16 protein-coding genes and 1 tRNA gene are annotated in these 15862 nt (G+C 68.8%); 7 read left to right on the plus strand and 10 right to left on the minus strand.

The annotated features are described in order from the left end of the window. Positions 1–8 precede the first annotated feature (8 nt). Together CKW34_RS22685 and CKW34_RS22690 are read left to right on the plus strand one after the other, a co-directional pair. Positions 9–85: transfer RNA gene (locus tag CKW34_RS22685), tRNA-Met, on the plus strand. Between the two features lie 129 nt (positions 86–214). Further along, entirely contained in the window at positions 215–1345 is a 1131-nt protein-coding gene (locus CKW34_RS22690) for an AI-2E family transporter (protein WP_059382710.1), read from the plus strand. Between the two features lie 50 nt (positions 1346–1395). Here the strand turns inward: CKW34_RS22690 and CKW34_RS22695 are convergent, their stop codons facing one another. Together CKW34_RS22695 and CKW34_RS22700 are read right to left on the minus strand one after the other, a co-directional pair. Then, positions 1396–2043, minus strand: a complete 648-nt coding sequence (locus CKW34_RS22695) for a CoA transferase subunit B (protein ID WP_059382709.1) — start codon at positions 2041–2043, stop codon at positions 1396–1398. Next, the gene (locus CKW34_RS22700) at positions 2040–2786 is read right to left on the minus strand and encodes a CoA transferase subunit A (protein WP_059382708.1); all 747 of its coding nucleotides are present in this window, start codon (positions 2784–2786) and stop codon (positions 2040–2042) included. Before CKW34_RS22700 ends, CKW34_RS22695 begins: the two co-directional genes overlap by 4 nt. A gap of 153 nt (positions 2787–2939) precedes the next feature. Between CKW34_RS22700 and pcaB the strand changes: the two genes are divergently transcribed. From pcaB to CKW34_RS22725, 5 genes are all read left to right on the plus strand, one after another. After that, positions 2940–4289, plus strand: a complete 1350-nt coding sequence (gene pcaB, locus CKW34_RS22705; RefSeq protein WP_059382707.1) for a 3-carboxy-cis,cis-muconate cycloisomerase — start codon at positions 2940–2942, stop codon at positions 4287–4289. Then, positions 4286–5458 (plus strand): bifunctional 3-oxoadipate enol-lactonase/4-carboxymuconolactone decarboxylase PcaDC, encoded by a 1173-nt coding sequence (gene pcaDC / locus CKW34_RS22710; protein ID WP_059382706.1) that lies wholly within the window; start codon positions 4286–4288, stop codon positions 5456–5458. Before pcaB ends, pcaDC begins: the two co-directional genes overlap by 4 nt. After that, entirely contained in the window at positions 5455–6276 is an 822-nt protein-coding gene (locus tag CKW34_RS22715; RefSeq protein ID WP_059382705.1) for an IclR family transcriptional regulator domain-containing protein, read from the plus strand. Before pcaDC ends, CKW34_RS22715 begins: the two co-directional genes overlap by 4 nt. Positions 6277–6298: 22 nt before the next feature. Next, positions 6299–7510: an acetyl-CoA C-acetyltransferase gene (locus tag CKW34_RS22720; RefSeq protein WP_059382704.1), complete on the plus strand. Its 1212-nt coding sequence runs from the start codon at positions 6299–6301 to the stop codon at positions 7508–7510. Positions 7511–7576: 66 nt separating this feature from the next. Next, positions 7577–8011, plus strand: a complete 435-nt coding sequence (locus tag CKW34_RS22725; protein WP_174479633.1) for a DoxX family protein — start codon at positions 7577–7579, stop codon at positions 8009–8011. Between the two features lie 34 nt (positions 8012–8045). Here the strand turns inward: CKW34_RS22725 and CKW34_RS22730 are convergent, their stop codons facing one another. From CKW34_RS22730 to acpS, 8 genes are all read right to left on the minus strand, one after another. Next, positions 8046–9080, minus strand: coding sequence for an NADP-dependent oxidoreductase (locus tag CKW34_RS22730; RefSeq protein ID WP_059382702.1), 1035 nt, complete (start codon positions 9078–9080; stop codon positions 8046–8048). An 87-nt stretch (positions 9081–9167) separates the two neighbouring features. Continuing rightward, positions 9168–9332 (minus strand): hypothetical protein, encoded by a 165-nt coding sequence (locus CKW34_RS24515; RefSeq protein ID WP_167388365.1) that lies wholly within the window; start codon positions 9330–9332, stop codon positions 9168–9170. A gap of 165 nt (positions 9333–9497) precedes the next feature. Beyond that, positions 9498–11984, minus strand: coding sequence for a glycosyl hydrolase 2 galactose-binding domain-containing protein (locus CKW34_RS22735; RefSeq protein WP_059382701.1), 2487 nt, complete (start codon positions 11982–11984; stop codon positions 9498–9500). 15 nt (positions 11985–11999) lie between these two features. Further along, positions 12000–12959: a DUF1839 family protein gene (locus CKW34_RS22740; protein WP_059382700.1), complete on the minus strand. Its 960-nt coding sequence runs from the start codon at positions 12957–12959 to the stop codon at positions 12000–12002. Beyond that, positions 12956–13912: an amino acid--[acyl-carrier-protein] ligase gene (locus tag CKW34_RS22745; protein ID WP_059382699.1), complete on the minus strand. Its 957-nt coding sequence runs from the start codon at positions 13910–13912 to the stop codon at positions 12956–12958. Before CKW34_RS22745 ends, CKW34_RS22740 begins: the two co-directional genes overlap by 4 nt. Continuing rightward, positions 13909–15096, minus strand: a complete 1188-nt coding sequence (locus tag CKW34_RS22750; protein WP_059382698.1) for an acyl-CoA dehydrogenase family protein — start codon at positions 15094–15096, stop codon at positions 13909–13911. The genes CKW34_RS22745 and CKW34_RS22750 overlap by 4 nt, the downstream gene beginning before the upstream one ends. After that, complete coding sequence (locus CKW34_RS22755; protein ID WP_024102340.1) at positions 15093–15335, minus strand: acyl carrier protein; 243 nt, start codon at positions 15333–15335, stop codon at positions 15093–15095. Before CKW34_RS22755 ends, CKW34_RS22750 begins: the two co-directional genes overlap by 4 nt. Next, on the minus strand, positions 15332–15760 hold the full coding sequence (gene acpS / locus CKW34_RS22760) for a holo-ACP synthase (RefSeq protein WP_059382697.1): 429 nt from the start codon (positions 15758–15760) through the stop codon (positions 15332–15334). The genes CKW34_RS22755 and acpS overlap by 4 nt, the downstream gene beginning before the upstream one ends. Positions 15761–15862: the final 102 nt, after the last annotated feature.

Here is a 15862-nt window from a genome sequence, read left to right on the forward strand (position 1 = left end):
ACATGCAACGCGGGGTGGAGCAGCTCGGTAGCTCGCTGGGCTCATAACCCAGAGGTCGCAGGTTCGAATCCTGTCCCCGCTACCACCGGCCGGCCCGGACTCACACGAGTCCGGGCCGGTTCTTTTGTGTCTGCCCCTCGGTCTCGGTACCGCTCCCCCAGCAGCGCTCACCTAGTACATTTCGCCACAGAGTCTCTGCAGAGCGGAGGGTGTGATGGCCAAGCGCGCAACCGTCGCCGATCGTCCACGAACTCCCCGCTGGCTCCGGCCCACGATCGTCGGTGTTCTGCTGGCCGTCGCCTTCTACCAGATGTCGGGCTGGCTCTTCCACAACCTGAAGGGCTTCCTCGGCCTGCTGTTCCTGGCGTGGTTGTTCAGCATCACCATCGAACCGATCGTCGACCGCCTCGAGCGGTTCGGGATGCGTCGCGGCGCCGGGACCGGCCTCGTGTTGTTCTCCCTGATCCTGCTCACCGTCGGGTTCTTCGCGGTGTTCGGCACTCTTCTGTTCGAGCAGATCGCCCAGTTGCTCACCACACTGCCGGACGCGCTCACGCGCATCACCGATTGGGCGAACCGCACCTTCGACACCAACTTCAAGACCGGGGACGAGCTGTTCAAGATCACACCCGATACCGTTCGCGATCTCGCGCAACGTTTCACGCCCGGTGTCCTCGGCGTCCTCAGCACTCTGGTCGGTGCCCTGTTCCAGATCCTGACGATGCTGCTGTTCGTCTTCTACATGTCGGCCGAGGGGCCGAAGATGCGCCGGACGATCGCGAGCTGGTTCCCGGCCCGGCAGCAGCAGCTGATCGCGAACGTGTGGGAGACCTCGGTGGAGAAGGCCGGCGGCTATGTCGTCTCCCGGTTGATCCTCGCCGCCGCGGCGTCGATCTTCACCGGAATCTTCTTCCTCATCATCGGGGTTCCGTACTGGCTGCCCCTCGCGATCTGGACCGGGGTGGTCTCGCAGTTCATCCCCACTCTCGGCACCTATCTCGCGATCGGGCTCCCCGCGCTCATCGCCGCGGTGCAGCAACCGCTCGACGGCGTGTGGGTGATCGCCTTCGGCACGGTCTACCAGCAGATCGAGAACTATGTGCTGCACCCGCGCATCACGGCCCGCACGGTGTCGATCCACCCGGCGGTGGCGTTCGGTTCGGTGATCGTCGGCGCCACCCTGTTCGGCCCGGTGGGGGCGCTGGTGTCCGTGCCGGTGGTGGCGATCCTGCAGGCGCTCGCCGAGTCGTTCGGGCACCGCTACGAACTGATCCCGGAGGTGGGCGGGGACGAACCGGACCCCGACGCCCCGGAGCTCACGGCCGACAATGACGACTACGACTGAGAGGGCCGGGCACGAGATTCCCTCGTGCCCGGCCCGTCATTGTCCGATGATCAGACGATCAGCTTCGCCGCCGTCGCAGCGACGACGTCCTCGGTGGTCACACCGGGTGCCGTCTCGACGAGCTTCAGACCCTCGTCGGTGACGTCGATGACCGCGAGGTCGGTGATGATGCGCTGCACGCATCCACGACCGGTGAGCGGCAGCGCGCACTCCTCGAGGATCTTCGGATCACCCTTCTTGGTGACGTGATCCATCATCACGATGACGCGCTTGGCGCCGTGGACGAGGTCCATCGCGCCGCCCATACCCTTGACCATCGCGCCGGGCACCATCCAGTTGGCGATGTCGCCCTTGGCGGAGACCTGCATCGCGCCGAGCACGGCGACGTCGATCTGGCCGCCGCGGATCATGCCGAACGACTGCGCCGAGTCGAAGTACGACGCACCGGGGATCGCGGTGATAGTTTCCTTGCCGGCGTTGATGAGCTCGGGGTCGAGTTCGTCCTCGGTCGGGTACGGGCCGACGCCGAGCACACCGTTCTCGGAGTGCAGGATGACCTCGACGCCGGGCTCGAGGTAGTTCGGCACGAGGGTGGGCATGCCGATTCCGAGGTTGACGTACTGGCCGTCCTCGAGTTCCTTGGCGACGCGTGCCGCCATCTCCTCGCGGGTCAGCCCCTTCTTCGTTGCCTGTGTCATGAGCGCACCGTCCGGTTCTCGATGCCGACCTCGACGGGGCCGACGTGTACGACACGCTGCACGTGGATGCCGGGCGTGTGGATTTCGTTGGGGTCGAGTTCGCCGGGTTCGACGAGGTGCTCGACCTGCGCGATCGTGATGCGACCCGAGGCGGCGGCCGGCGGGTTGAAGTTGCGAGCGCTCGCGCGGTAGACGAGGTTGCCGTGGCGGTCGCCCTTCCAGGCGTGCACGAGCGCATAGTCGGCGACGATGCCGCGTTCGAGCACGTAGGTCTCGCCGTCGAACTCCCGGGTCTCCTTCGGCTGCGACGCGAGGGCGATGCCGCCGTGACCGTCGTAGCGCAGCGGGAGTCCACCCTCCTCGACGGCCGTGCCGACGCCGGCCGGGGTGAAGAAGGCGGGGATGCCCGCGCCACCGGCGCGCAGGCGCTCGGCGAGCGTGCCCTGCGGGGTGAGCTCGACTTCGAGTTCACCGGCGAGGTACTGGCGCGCGAACTCCTTGTTGGAGCCGACGTACGACGAGATGGTGCGGCGGATGCGGCCCTTCTCGAGCAGCAGACCGAGCCCGAAGCCGTCGGTACCGCAGTTGTTGCTGACGGTCTCGATGTCGGTGGCGCCCTGTTCGAGCAACGCGTTGATGAGGATCTCGGGGATGCCGACCAGGCCGAACCCTCCGACGGCGATCGTGACGCCGTCGGGGATGTCGGCTACGGCCTCGGCGGCGGAGGCAACGACTTTGTCCATGTGTGCCACGATACCCTCAGGTGTACGTCATGTGAACTCCCGTCCGCAATGCGAACAAATCCGCGAGGATCGTTGCGAGCGCAGAACGGCCGCACTAGCCTGTTCGCATAGCGTCCATCCGTCCACATAGCGAACGTTTCGGATCGGAGGTCCGTGTCTCCCTCATCCCCCGACGCCGGACATCGGGGCCCGCTGTTCGATCCCGTCTTCGGCGCGGACGAACTCGGCGTCGCCCTGTCGGATCGCGCGTGGATCGGTGCCCTGCTCGACGTGGAGGTCGCGCTGACCCGCGCAGCCGCCGCACTCGGCCGCGTCGAGAACACCCACGCCGACGCCGTCGCGACAGCCGCGACTTCCCTCGCCGAGGAGCTCGATCCCGCCGACCTCGGTCGACGGTCCGCGGCGGGCGGCAACGGCGTCATCCCCCTGGTCTCCCTGCTGCGCGAGCGCGCCGACGCTCCCGCGCGCGCCGTGCACGTCGGCGCGACCAGCCAGGACGTGCTCGACACCGCGCTGATGCTGCTCGCCCGCCGCGCAGGAGGGATCGCCCTGGCGAACCTGCGCTCCGCAGCCGACGGCGCAGCGCGTCTCGCCGCCACCCATCGCGAGACACCGATGGTCGCGCGCACGCTCGGCCAGCAGGCGCTGCCCACCACCTTCGGCGCACTCGCGGCCGGCTGGCTCCTGTCCCTGGACGACGCCGCCACCGAACTCGACCGTATCCTGAGCGCCCTGCCCGCCCAGTACGGCGGAGCCGCCGGCACGCTCGCCGCCGTCCATCCCGACGGCTTCGCATTCGCCGACACCGTCGCCGACCTGCTCGGACTCGCGCGTCCCGTCGCCCCGTGGCACACCGCCCGCACCCCGATCACGACACTCGCGAGCACACTCGGTGTCGCCGCGGGAGCGGTCGCGAAGCCCGCCACCGACGTCGTACTCATGGCGAGTACCGAGTTCGGTGAGGTGAGCGAGGATGCGCCCGGCGGGTCGTCGGCCATGCCGCACAAGCGCAATCCCGTCGCGGCGATCACCGCGCGTGCCGCCGCCCGGCGCGTTCCCGGTCTCGTCTCGACAATCCTGTCGTCGACCGACCACGAGTTCCAGCGCGCCGCCGGCGCCTGGCACGCCGAATGGGAGACGCTCGCCGACATCCTGCGCCTCACCGGCGGTGCCGCGCACCAGCTCTCGACGAGCCTGAACGGCCTGCACGTCCATGCCGACGCGCTCGACCGCAATCTCGCCCTCACCGGCGGAGCGATCCTGGCCGAGAAGGTCACGGCCGCACTCGCCGAACACACCGACGACGCACGCTCGATCGTCACCGATGCGGCGGTCGCCGGCAGGTCGCTCGACGAGGATCCCGCCATCACCGCACATCTCGACCCGCAGGACGTGCGCGAACTTCTCGATCCCACGCGCTATCTCGGCCATGCCACCGACATCGTCGACCGCGTTCTCGCCCGTCACGACAGCACGAACCGAACCACAGGAGATGCCCGATGACCGTCACGCTCAACTACGAACAGTACGGCGACCCCACGAAGCCGACCGTCCTGTTCCTCGGTTCGCTCGGTTCGGACCTGTCGATGTGGACACCGCAGATCCACGCCCTGGCGACCGACTGGAACATCGTCGCGGCCGACCATCGCGGGCACGGCGCATCGCCCGCACCGTCCGGGCCCTACACGATCGAGGAACTCGCCGGCGACGTCGTCGCACTGCTCGACTCGCTCGAACTCGACGCCGTGCACTACGTCGGCCTGTCGCTCGGCGGTGCCGTCGGCCAATGGCTCGCGGCGCACCACCCCGAGCGCGTGCACACGCTGACGCTGCTGTGCACCTCGCCGGCCTTCCAGCCCGCCCAGCCCTGGTACGACCGGGCGGCATCCGTCCGCAACGACGGCCTGGCCTCGATCGCCGATTCGATCGTCTCGCGGTGGTTCACTCCCGAACTGGCCGAACACGATCCGAAACTCGTCGCCCGCCACGTCGAGATGGTGAAGGGCACCACCGACGAGGGGTACGCCGCGTGCTGCGAGGCACTGGCGACCTGGGACGGCCGACCCGACCTGGCCCGGATCGTCGCGCCCACGCTGGTGATCGCCGGTGAGCAGGATCCGGCCACGCCGCCGTCGACGATGCAACAGCTCGCCGACGGGATCGCCGACTCGGTCTTCCACGTCCTCTCCCCCGGCGCACACCTCGCCAACGTGGAGCAGGCGGGACGGGTCACGAAGCTGATCCGCGAACACATCTCGTCGCGCGCCACGCCGTCCGCCGCACACCGCACCGCGGCGTTCGAAGAGGGCCTACGGGTGCGCCGTTCCGTCCTCGGCGACGCACACGTCGACCGGTCCATCGAGTCGGCCACCGAATTCACCCGGCCCTTCCAGGATTTCATCACCCGCACCGCGTGGGGCGACATCTGGGCACGCCCGGGTCTGGACCACCGCACCCGCCGGCTGCTGACCCTCGCGATCCTCACCGCGGTCGGCAACGAGCACGAACTCGACATGCACATCCGCGCCGCCCTGCGCGCCGGGATCGATCCCGACGACCTCGTCGAGGTCTTCCTGCACACCGCGGTCTACGCGGGTGTCCCCAACAGCAACCGGGCGTTCGCGCTCGGCAAGCAGGCACTCGCCGACACCGAGGGAGGTGCGGGATCGTGAGCACGTCCGACGTCACCGCCCCCGAGGTCACTCGCGAGAACCCCGGAGCGTCACCCGATTACGTGCAGTCGCTGGCGCGTGGCCTGTCGGTCATCAAAGCCTTCGGTGCGCACGCCCAGCGGCAGTCGCTCTCCGACGTCGCCCGCGCGACCGGCCTCACCCGCGCCACCGCCCGCCGATTCCTGTTGACGCTCATCGAACTCGGCTACGTCCGCACCGACGGATCCCAGTTCTGGCTCACCCCACGGGTGCTCGAACTCGGCTACAGCTACCTGTCGGCGCTGACACTGCCGGAGGTCGCGCGACCCCATCTCGAGGCGCTCGCCGAGAAGGTCAAGGAATCGACCTCGGTGTCGGTGCTCGACGGCACCGACGTCGTCTACGTCGCGCGAGTTCCGGTCAGCCGCATCATGACCGTCACCATCACCCTCGGCACCCGCTTCCCCGCCTACGCGACCTCCATGGGACGGGTACTGCTCGCCGGATTGAACGACGACGAACTCGACGCCTACCTCGCGCGCGCCGAGTTCGCTCCCATCACCGGCAACACCGTCACCACCGCCGAGGAACTGCGCGCCGAGATCGCCACGGTGCGACGCAACGGATACTGCATCGTCGACCAGGAACTCGAGGAGGGCCTGCGCTCGCTCGCCGCGCCCATCCGCGATGCGTCGGGAACCGTTGTGGCGTCGGTGAACCTGTCGACCCACGCGGCCCGCTATCGGATGGAGACCGTGCACGACGAGCTCGTCCCGGCGTTGCTCGCCACCGCCGGAGCGATCTCCACGGATCTCGCCCGCACCCAGACCCACCAGTGAACAATCCCGATCGAGGTACATCATGACCGACGTAGTGATCTGCGAACCCCTGCGCACCCCGGTGGGCAGGTTCGGCGGCGTCCTGAAGGACATCGCCCCCGAGGATCTCGCGGCCACCGTCATCCGCGAACTCGTCGCCCGCACCGGTATCACCGGTTCCGACATCGACGACGTCTTCCTCGGCCAGGCCTCCCCCAACGGTGAGGCTCCTGCCCTCGGCCGCGTCGCCGCCCTCAACGCCGGTCTCGGCGTGGACGTTCCGGGCCTGCAGGTCGACCGTCGCTGCGGCTCGGGTCTGCAGGCGATCGTGCAGGCCGTCATGCAGGTGCAGACCGGCGCGAGCGACCTGATCCTCGCCGGCGGCGCCGAATCGATGAGCCAGGCCGAGTTCTACGCCACCGGCATGCGCTGGGGCGTCAAGGGCGAAGCCGTCGCTCTGTCCGATCGCCTGGCCCGCGCCCGCGTCACCGCCGGCGGACGCGACTTCCTCGTGCCCGGCGGCATGATCGAGACCGCCGAGAACCTGCGCGCCGAGTTCTCCATCAGCCGTGAGGACCAGGACGCCCTGGCCGTGCAGTCGCACCAGCGGGCCGTCGCCGCACAGAAGAACGGGGTGTTCGCGCAGGAGATCGTGCCCGTGAGCGTGCCGCAGCGCAAGGGCGATCCGCTCGTCGTCGACACCGACGAGCACCCCCGCGCCGACACCTCGATGGAGACCCTCGCCAAGCTGCGCCCGATCCGCGGCAAGATCGATCCCGAGTCCACCGTCACCGCCGGCAACGCCAGCGGCCAGAACGACGGTGCCGCCCTCGCGATCGTCACCACCGCAGAGAAGGCCGCCGCGCTGGGTCTGCGTCCGCTGGCCCGCCTCGCAAGCTGGGCGGTGGCCGGTGTGCCGCCGCGCACCATGGGCATCGGCCCGGTGCCCGCCAGCGAGAAGTCGCTCGGCCGCCTCGGACTGACGCTCGCCGACATGGACGTCATCGAACTCAACGAGGCGTTCGCCGCCCAGGCTCTCGCGGTCACCCGCTCGTGGGGCATCGAGGCCGACGACTCGCGCCTCAATCCCAACGGCTCCGGCATCTCCCTCGGACACCCGGTCGGCGCGACCGGCGGACGCATCCTCGCCACCCTGCTGCGCGAACTCGACCGCCGTGAGGGTCGCTACGGACTCGAGACGATGTGCATCGGCGGCGGCCAGGGCCTTGCCGCTGTGTTCGAGCGCATCGCCTGATGTGACCTACGGTGCTCGCGACGCGATCCCCGTCGCGAGCACCGTACAGTCCGTACGCTCGTGATCATGAGCGAAGTTCAGATAACTCCCCCGACCGAAGCCCCTGCTCCGCCCACGACACGAGCCCGGACCCTCGCGCGTTATCTGCTGGCCGCCTCACTCGTCTTCGCCGGACTGAGCCATCTCTTCTGGGCCCGCAAGGACTTCCAGGCCCAGGTGCCCGACTGGGTGCCGATGGACAAGGACGGCGTGGTCATGGCGTCCGGCGGTGTCGAGATCATGCTCGGCGCCGGACTCGCCGTGGCGAACCGCGACCGCGTCCGTGTCGGCCGCCTGGCCGCACTGTTCTTCGCGGCCGTCTTCCCGGGCAACATCGCCCAGTATCTCGGCAAGCGCAGCGCCTTCGGTCTCGACACCGACCGTAAGCGCCTGATCCGCTTGTTCTTCCAGCCCGTGCTCATCCTGTGGGCCCTGTGGTCCACCGGAACCCCCCGACGCTGACGCGGCCGGCGCCGGAGGGCGGACCTGGTGCCCGTTACTCCGGCGCGACCCGCACGAGCATCTTCCCGAAGTTCTTTCCTTCGAGCATGCCGATGAACGCCTCCGGGGCGTTCTCGAGTCCGTCGACGATGTCCTCGCGATACCTGAGCTTTCCGTCACGGACCCATGCCGAGGCCTCACGCAGGAAGTCGCCGTACATCTCCTTCACGAACTCGCTCTGGATGAAGCCGCGGATCGTGAGGCTCTTGGTGAGGATCGAGTTGAACAGTCCCGGAAGGCGGTCCTTGCGGTTGAGGTCCGCACCGTTGTACTGCGCGACCAGACCGCACACCGGGATTCGCGCATAGGTGTTGAGCAGCGGCCACACCGCTTCCTGGACGGGGCCGCCGACGTTCTCGAAGTACACGTCGATACCGTCGGGCACCGCCTCCGCCAGCTTGTCGGCGAAGTTCGGGTCGCGGTGGTCGATCGCCGCGTCGAAACCGAACTCCTCGATCAGTGCGCGGCACTTCTCCGGGCCGCCGGCGATACCGACCGCGCGGGCGCCCTTCAGCTTCGCGATCTGCCCGACCGCCGATCCCACGGGCCCGGTGGCGGCAGCGACGACGACGGTCTCACCCTTCTTCGGCTGCCCGATCTTCAGGAGTCCGGAATAAGCTGTGAAGCCGGGCATTCCGAGGACTCCCACAGCGGTGGAGATCGGTGCGGCCTGCGGATCGAGCTTGCGAACGGTGGAGCCGTCGAGGACGGCGTGCGACTGCCAGCCGGCTCCGGCCAGCACGTAGTCGCCCGGCTCGAGGCCGTCGTACCGCGATTCGACGACCTGGCCCACCGTTCCGGCGACCATCACGTCCCCGAGTTCGACGTGCGCGGCATACGACTTCGCTGTGCTCATCCGACCGCGCATGTACGGGTCGAGGGACAGATAGACGACGCGCAGGAGGATCTGGCCGTCGCCGACCTCGGGCAGATCCACCGTCTCGAAACGGAAGTTGTCGGCGGTGGGCGCCCCCTCCGGGCGCGATGCGAGAACGATGCGGGTGCTCTGACTCGTCGTGGCTTCACTCATGCCGACAGTGTGCCGCACGCGCTGGTGTCCTAAACGCCGCGCGGGGGCACCCCGGCAGGCACGATGCCGCGCCTGAGGTGGTCCCGATCAGGCGCTGCGCTGCACCTCGCCGCGAGGCACCTGGTAGTTCGAGAACAGCTGCGAGTGGATGACCTCGGTGAAGGACGGTCCGTCCTGCTCGACCCGGGCAGGACGGCGAGTGGACGAAGCGGTGCGCGAAGCACCCATCTGTGACGTGGAGCGGATCGCCATGTCGATCTCCTCTCGGAAGGCGGGGAGAGGTGGCCACCGGCACCGTGCAGAAGGTGCAAATCGGGTGAGCGACCCCTTGGGAGATACATATACCCCGTCGATGCCCGATATGCACCTGTCGATTTCGGCGCGCCGCACACCGCCCCCGCCTACAGCCCCGGAAGGTTACCCGTCGACCTCGTTGCCCTCGGAGGTCGGAAGCGCCCGGATCGGCACACTCGTGGCCGAGTTCGATGCCCCCACCCGGCCGCTCAAGGTCGCGGCCGGAGCGCAGGCCCGCACGGCGATCGTGCGAGAACCTCCGGGCGGCAGGTGGAACCAGGAATCCTGCAGGTCACCGCCGGTGATGTCGAGATGCACGTACTGTGCCGCACCCTCGGTCCGCACCTCCACACTCCACCCGTCCGGGACGGGTCGAGCGGTCGCCGCGAGACCGATCCCGTGCTCGACGGGCCGTGCCGGACCACCCACGAGATGCACCGACTCCGCCAACACTGCACCGGTGTGGTCGACCAGTCGGGCGGTCGCCGTGTCGAAAGCGCGCGGCCCGAATCGATACGCAAAATTGACATCGGTGAAACCGCCCGTCACCGCGGCCCACGAGAACACCCGGGTCTCGTGCGGTTCGAGACGCAGCGGCACCGACACGTCCACCGGTACCGCACCGGAGGGCGTATGGGCCTGCAACTGCAGCGTGACGTCGAGGATCTCGGCGGTGTCGTTGATCGCGTCCACGCGCAGGCCGTCGAGCCCGTCGTCGGTGAGGAGCACGGTGACGCGGGCGAACACCCGTGCCAGGACCCACCACGGCGCCTTCGGGTTCCCGTCGGCGTCGAGCACGCCCCACCCGGCACCCGGCTGCAGGTCGCGGGCGGACAGGATCAGGGCACCGCGACATCCTGATCCGGATCGTCGCCAGTACTGCAGCACCTCGGTGAACGCTTCGCAGATCGCTGCCCGTCCGAGCGCGAGATATCGCGTGGGGTCCACCCACCGCACCTCGGCGGGGTCGACCCCGAAGATCGTGCGCACATAGTGGTCTCGCACGTCCTCGAAGTCCCACGACGCCCCGTTGTCGCGCGGCACAGCCGCCTTCCATCGTGGATGGTGACCCGCGACATTCACGCTGCCGAACTCGGCCTCGATCGCCGTGTCGGAAGGTGGAATCGAGAACGCGAGGCATTCGGCGGCGAAGCGCACGCCGGCGGCACGCACATCGCTGAGGGGACGGCGGTAACCCCCGACACCGAAGTAGTGCGCCACGCCCGAACCCACCGCGATCGGCAGTACGTCGCTGCGCGGGGGCGAGGATGGTGACGACGACACCCACACCGTGCCCGATAGCTCGCGGGCGACGATCGCGGGCAACCAGTCGTCGATCGCCGGGATGGATGCCTCCGCCAGTCCGAGCATGGCCGGTTGCTGCTCGGTCTCGCTGCCCCCACACATCACCACGGGTGCCGGGTTCCCGGCCCATCGGCGCGCCAGCGCACGGACCTCGTCCTCGAGCAGCGAGCGGAAGTGCGGGTCGTCGGGCGGGTCGGTGGTGGCGAGCATGACGTCCTGCCACACCATGATGCCCAGTTCCGCACACGCCGAGTAGAACTCGTCGTCCTCGTAGACCATCGTGCCGGGGATGCGGATCGTGTCCACGCCCGCCGACACGCAGCGTTCGAGGATGCGCCGGGTTGCGACCGGGTCGTTCAGCGAGATCGGATCGGTCGGTGTCCACACCAGGCCGCGGCAGAAGACGTCGACGTCGTTGATCCGTAAGCCGAACCCGTCGCCCGATGAGCGCTCGACCGACCGGAATCCGATGTTCCCCAGTGTGATCCGTTGCCCGCCCAGAATCAGATGTGCGGCGTACAGGTGGGGGGCGCCGTAGGTGTGCGGCCACCACCGTTCCACCTCGGGGAGCGTCACCTGCATGTGCACGCGTGCTGTTCCGTCGGGCCCGTATTCGGGTCGGACGTGCGTCGTCGCCCCTCCGATCTCCACAGTCACCTCGGGGACGGCGATGCCGGCCAGCACGAGATCGACGTCGACGATCCCGTCGGATCCGCGCAGAGCTGTCCGTATCCCACGTTCCAGCACAACGGGTTCACCGGAGTCGACGAGACGCACGGGACGCCACGGACCGACCGGCGCCGGAGCCCCCGCGTACACCGGGGCTCGCCCGAGCATGGTGGTGCGGAACCACCGCAATCCCTGAGCCGACACGAGCGACGAACGCCACCGTCCGCGTGGCCGACGCTTGCGGAGAGCAGCGTCGAGCGAGGCGCACCGGACCGCGATCCGCGTCGTCGACGGCAGGTCGTCGAGGGCGACGGTCAGCGGCACGAACATCGATTCCGACGTCGCGACGCGTGTGCCGTCGACCCACACGTCCGCGAGTGTCGCGAGCCCGTCGAAGGTCAGACGCCACGGTCCGTCGCCGGACACCTCGACGTCGGTGACGAACCACCAGTCGTCGCTGTCGGGAGACGACACCCTGGCCGCCGCGGCTCCCTCGGATTCCCGGATCGCGCCTGCCGCCGTCCCGGGTATACGGACCGGCAGCCAGGGACCGTCCGCCGGAAGGTCACCGGGGTGCTCGACCGTCCCGGGAGCGACACGGAGACAACGCCATCGCGCATCGTGCAGGAGATCCATGTGTGTCGGATCCCGTCACCGCACCCCGGCGGCGCGGACGACGGTCGCCATGGCGTCCTCCCAGGCATCGGCCATCGCCGTCAGCTGGTCGCCGGGGTCGACGCTGCGGCCGCGTGCCGCACGCGCCATCCGGAACTGCACGCTCTTCGCGCCCTCGGCGACCGCGCGGAATCCGTCGACTGCGGCAGCCGCACCGGGATATCCGCGACCGTCCATGTAGACGCTGACGTCCGCGGCGAGTTCGGCGGTGGCACCGCACTGACGGAGCACCCCGAACGTCCACGGATGGAAGACGTCCATCCCTCCGGTGCGGATCGGGTCGATGTCGGCGAGCACCCGCTTGCCGAGCTCGCGCACCGGATTCGAGCCGGCGCGCATGCGCAGGTGCCGGAGCACCACGGTGTCGAAGGCGTCGCACTGCGGTTGTGCCGCGTCGAGGCGCACCTGTTCGAGATAGGGAGGCCAGGTGGGCACCGGCTCGTCGAGGCCGAAGACTCCGCGGAAGTCCTCACCGGTGAGAACGTGATAGCCGCTGTTGTGGAAGTACTCGAGCGTCCCGGTGTCGCGGTCGATGAGATTGGGCACGATCGTCGTCTTCGAACGACTCTCCCGGTATCCGGTGCCCTCGGTGTCGGGCAACCAGAAGGCGTCCACTTCGATCGTCGACAGCAGTCCGGCGGCGGCGTTGTCCTCGAGGTGATCCACGGGGCGGCGCCAGACGTTCATCTCCGCGACGTCGATCCCGTACAGCGCCAACAGATCCTCGGGGCGGAACTTGAGGAAGGTCCATTGGGCGCCGTCGAACCGGGCCGAGAACGCGCACGCGGCAGCGGGGACCGGATCGTGGCCGAGCGAATGCAGCACCTCGACCCACAGGTCGACGTAGCAGTTGGTCTCGGTCCAGATCCGGTCGGCAGCGTGCACGAAGTGCGGCGAGTACCCGTCGACGCGGACGTCGATGAGCCGATCGCTCACGGGAACAGCCTGTCGCGTACCGGAGCGGGCCAGCGGTCGACGTCGAGTCCGTGGGTCCGCAACAGCGCCAGGGCGATCCGCTCCATTCCGAATCCTACGCACGCGCTGTGCGCGACTTCGCCGTCGGCAGTGTGGATCTCGAAGGTCTCGCCGAAGTGCTCACGGTGGCAGTTGCACGAGACCACGGCGGTGCCGTCGTCGAGGTCGCCGTAGAGCCGGACCGTCAGCTCGGTCTTGAGGTTCTCGGTGCGCTGGTTGACGGCCAGCATGCGCCCGGCCCGCCCGAAGAACGGGTCGTTGGCAGGCACAGCGGTCGCGTCGAGACTCAACGAGTCGAGCACCTCGAGTCCTCGCTCCACCCAGGAATCACGATGCTGCGCAGCGTCGTTCTCGGTACCGATGCGCACGAACTCGTGCATCCGGAAGGCCTGCATGCGAGCGGGGTCGACGGCCGGCTCGTGCCGGAAGCAGTAACCGAGGACGTCGAGCAGTTCACCGCCCTCGCGCAGCGTACCGGTGTACCGCGAGTAGGCGGGATGGCATGCGGCGGAGACGAGCACGGTGTCGGCGGGTTCGAGCCACGGATCCCACGCCTCGCCCCGCGACCGCGCGGCGAGCAGTTCGGCGTGCTCGGCGTTGCTGCCCGCGAAGGTGTTCACCGCTCCCGTCAGGTGCGGGAACGAGGCGATGTAATCGGTGCGCTCGAAGCTCGTCCGCGGGAAGACCGGAGGGAAGCGCAGGCGCGTCGCCGCCCGGCCCGGACCCGCCGCAACCACCACGCGGTCGATGCCATCGACGATGTCCTCGAAGACACCCGACCGTCCGTAGAGTCCCGGAACACCGGTCTCCACGAGCAGTTCGGCCTCGAGCAACTGCTGCTGGAAGTCGAGGCGGGCGCGCTCGAGCTCGGACAGCTCGTCGGTTGCGGTGCTGGTAGTGGCTGTACTTGTCACAGCGTCCCCCGGTAGGCGATCGACAACTGGGCCGAGTTGTTCATGATGCGGTCGTTGTTGACCATCACGGCGGCACCGTGCGCGTCGCGCAGGTGACGGCCGAGCGAGTACTGCGAATCCTCGCGGTATCCGGCGATCCCGCAGATGAGCATCGCGCGGTTCACCAGATCCACGACGAGCGTGGACGCGGTGACCTTGAGGTTGTTCATGGCGAGCGAGAAACCCATGCCCGACATCGATTCCTCCTGCGCCGACGCGGCCGCGTCGAACCGGGCGGCCGACGCAGCGACGAGATCGGAGAACTGCTGGTGCACGGCGGCTGCTTCGGCGAGTCGCAGCGCACCGGGCGGCGTGACGCCCGGGCTGCGGCGGGCCGCCGAGCGCACGAACGAGCGGGCCTTCTCCATCGCCGCGTCGGCGATTCCGAGCCATACCGCCGACCACACACTGTGCGAGACGGGAAGCATGGTGCGCGACGAGATCTCGGCGTAGGCCGTGCCGACGACGAGATCGGCGGACGTCGTGGCGGTGAGGACGAAGCCGGGGCTGCAGGTGCCGCGCAGTCCGAGGGTGTCCCAGTTCCCGGTGGGCTCGAGGGTCACGTCGTCGCGTCGGCACACGACCAGCACCTGGTCGCTGGGCGGGCTGTCGGCGGTGCGACGCGCGGTCACCAGGATCGCGTCGGCGTACTCGCCGTACGAGATGACCGGTGCGTTCTTCGTCAGCGTGACGGTGTCGCCGTCGCGGGCGACGGCGCAGACACTGCTGCGCACGTCGCCGCCGGTGCCGAGTTCGGTGGTCGCCGAAGCGATCAGGTAGTCGTTCGCCACCGCTTCGGCGACGAAGGCTGCCACACCCGGGGTGGAGTGATGCACCAGCGACAGGATCTGCGTCTGGTGCATCGCGAAGATCATCGCGGTGGAGGCGCAGTACCGGCCGAGGATGCGGGCGACGGCGCACAGCTCACCGAGGGACGCGCCCTCCCCACCCTGGTCGACGGGGACGGCACAGTTCAGCAGTTTGTGGGCGCGCAGCGCGTCGACGGCCTCGTGCGGGAACCGACCCTCACGATCCACGTCGGCGGCCGCGGGGCCGGCGCTCTCGCGTCCGACGAGTTCGGCACGGGCGAGCAGTGATAGCCCGGTGTTCTCCGCGACAGCCAGGGGCACGGACGTGGATGTCACGCGACGCCCAGTTCCGTCAACGCCGACCTGATGGCGCCGACGCTCGCGAAGGTGCTCTTGCGCAGCAGTTCGTCGGGGAATTCCACGTCGAAGGCGTCCTCGAGGGCGAGCATCACGTTCACGCTGGCGTGCGATGTCAGGCCGAGCTCGTAGAGGTCGGCGGCGGGATCGAGCGCAGTGCTGTCGACCGACAGCTTCGCGTGCTCACCGAGGACCTTGCGGATCACCTGCTCCGTCATGGGTGTTCTCCAGTTTCTGCTTCGTCGACGCGGGTCGCCACGACCGTCGCGATGGCGTATTCGGGCTCGTGGGAGATCGAGACCTGTATGTCGGTCACCTGTTCATCTCGCGCCAGGGCGGCCGCGTTACCGGCCAGTACGACAGTGCATCCGCCCCAGTCCGCGCGGCGGATCTCGATGGCCCGCCAGGGAACCGCGTGCTCGCGCGGACGCAGGACCTTCATGACGGCCTCCTTCGCGGCGAAGCGCGCCGCGAGGCGTTGGGCGCGACCCGGTCCGGTGCATACGTCCAGCTCGTGCGGGGTGAACACGCGCTGCAGGTAGCGGTCGCCGAACCGGTCGATGCTCGACGCGATGTCGCGGACGGTGACGACATCGCAGCCGACACGTGTCGTCGCGACGCGGGGGCCGCTGCCATCGTTCATGGGTCACTCCTCGGGATGCGCTGCACACGCTAGCCGCAGGTCGGCCGATCTACACCACTCGAACGTCTCTGGCTCGCAGGACATCCCGGAAATCACCCCGAC

Source organism: Rhodococcus rhodochrous (assembly GCF_900187265.1).
Classification (GTDB): domain Bacteria; phylum Actinomycetota; class Actinomycetes; order Mycobacteriales; family Mycobacteriaceae; genus Rhodococcus; species Rhodococcus rhodochrous.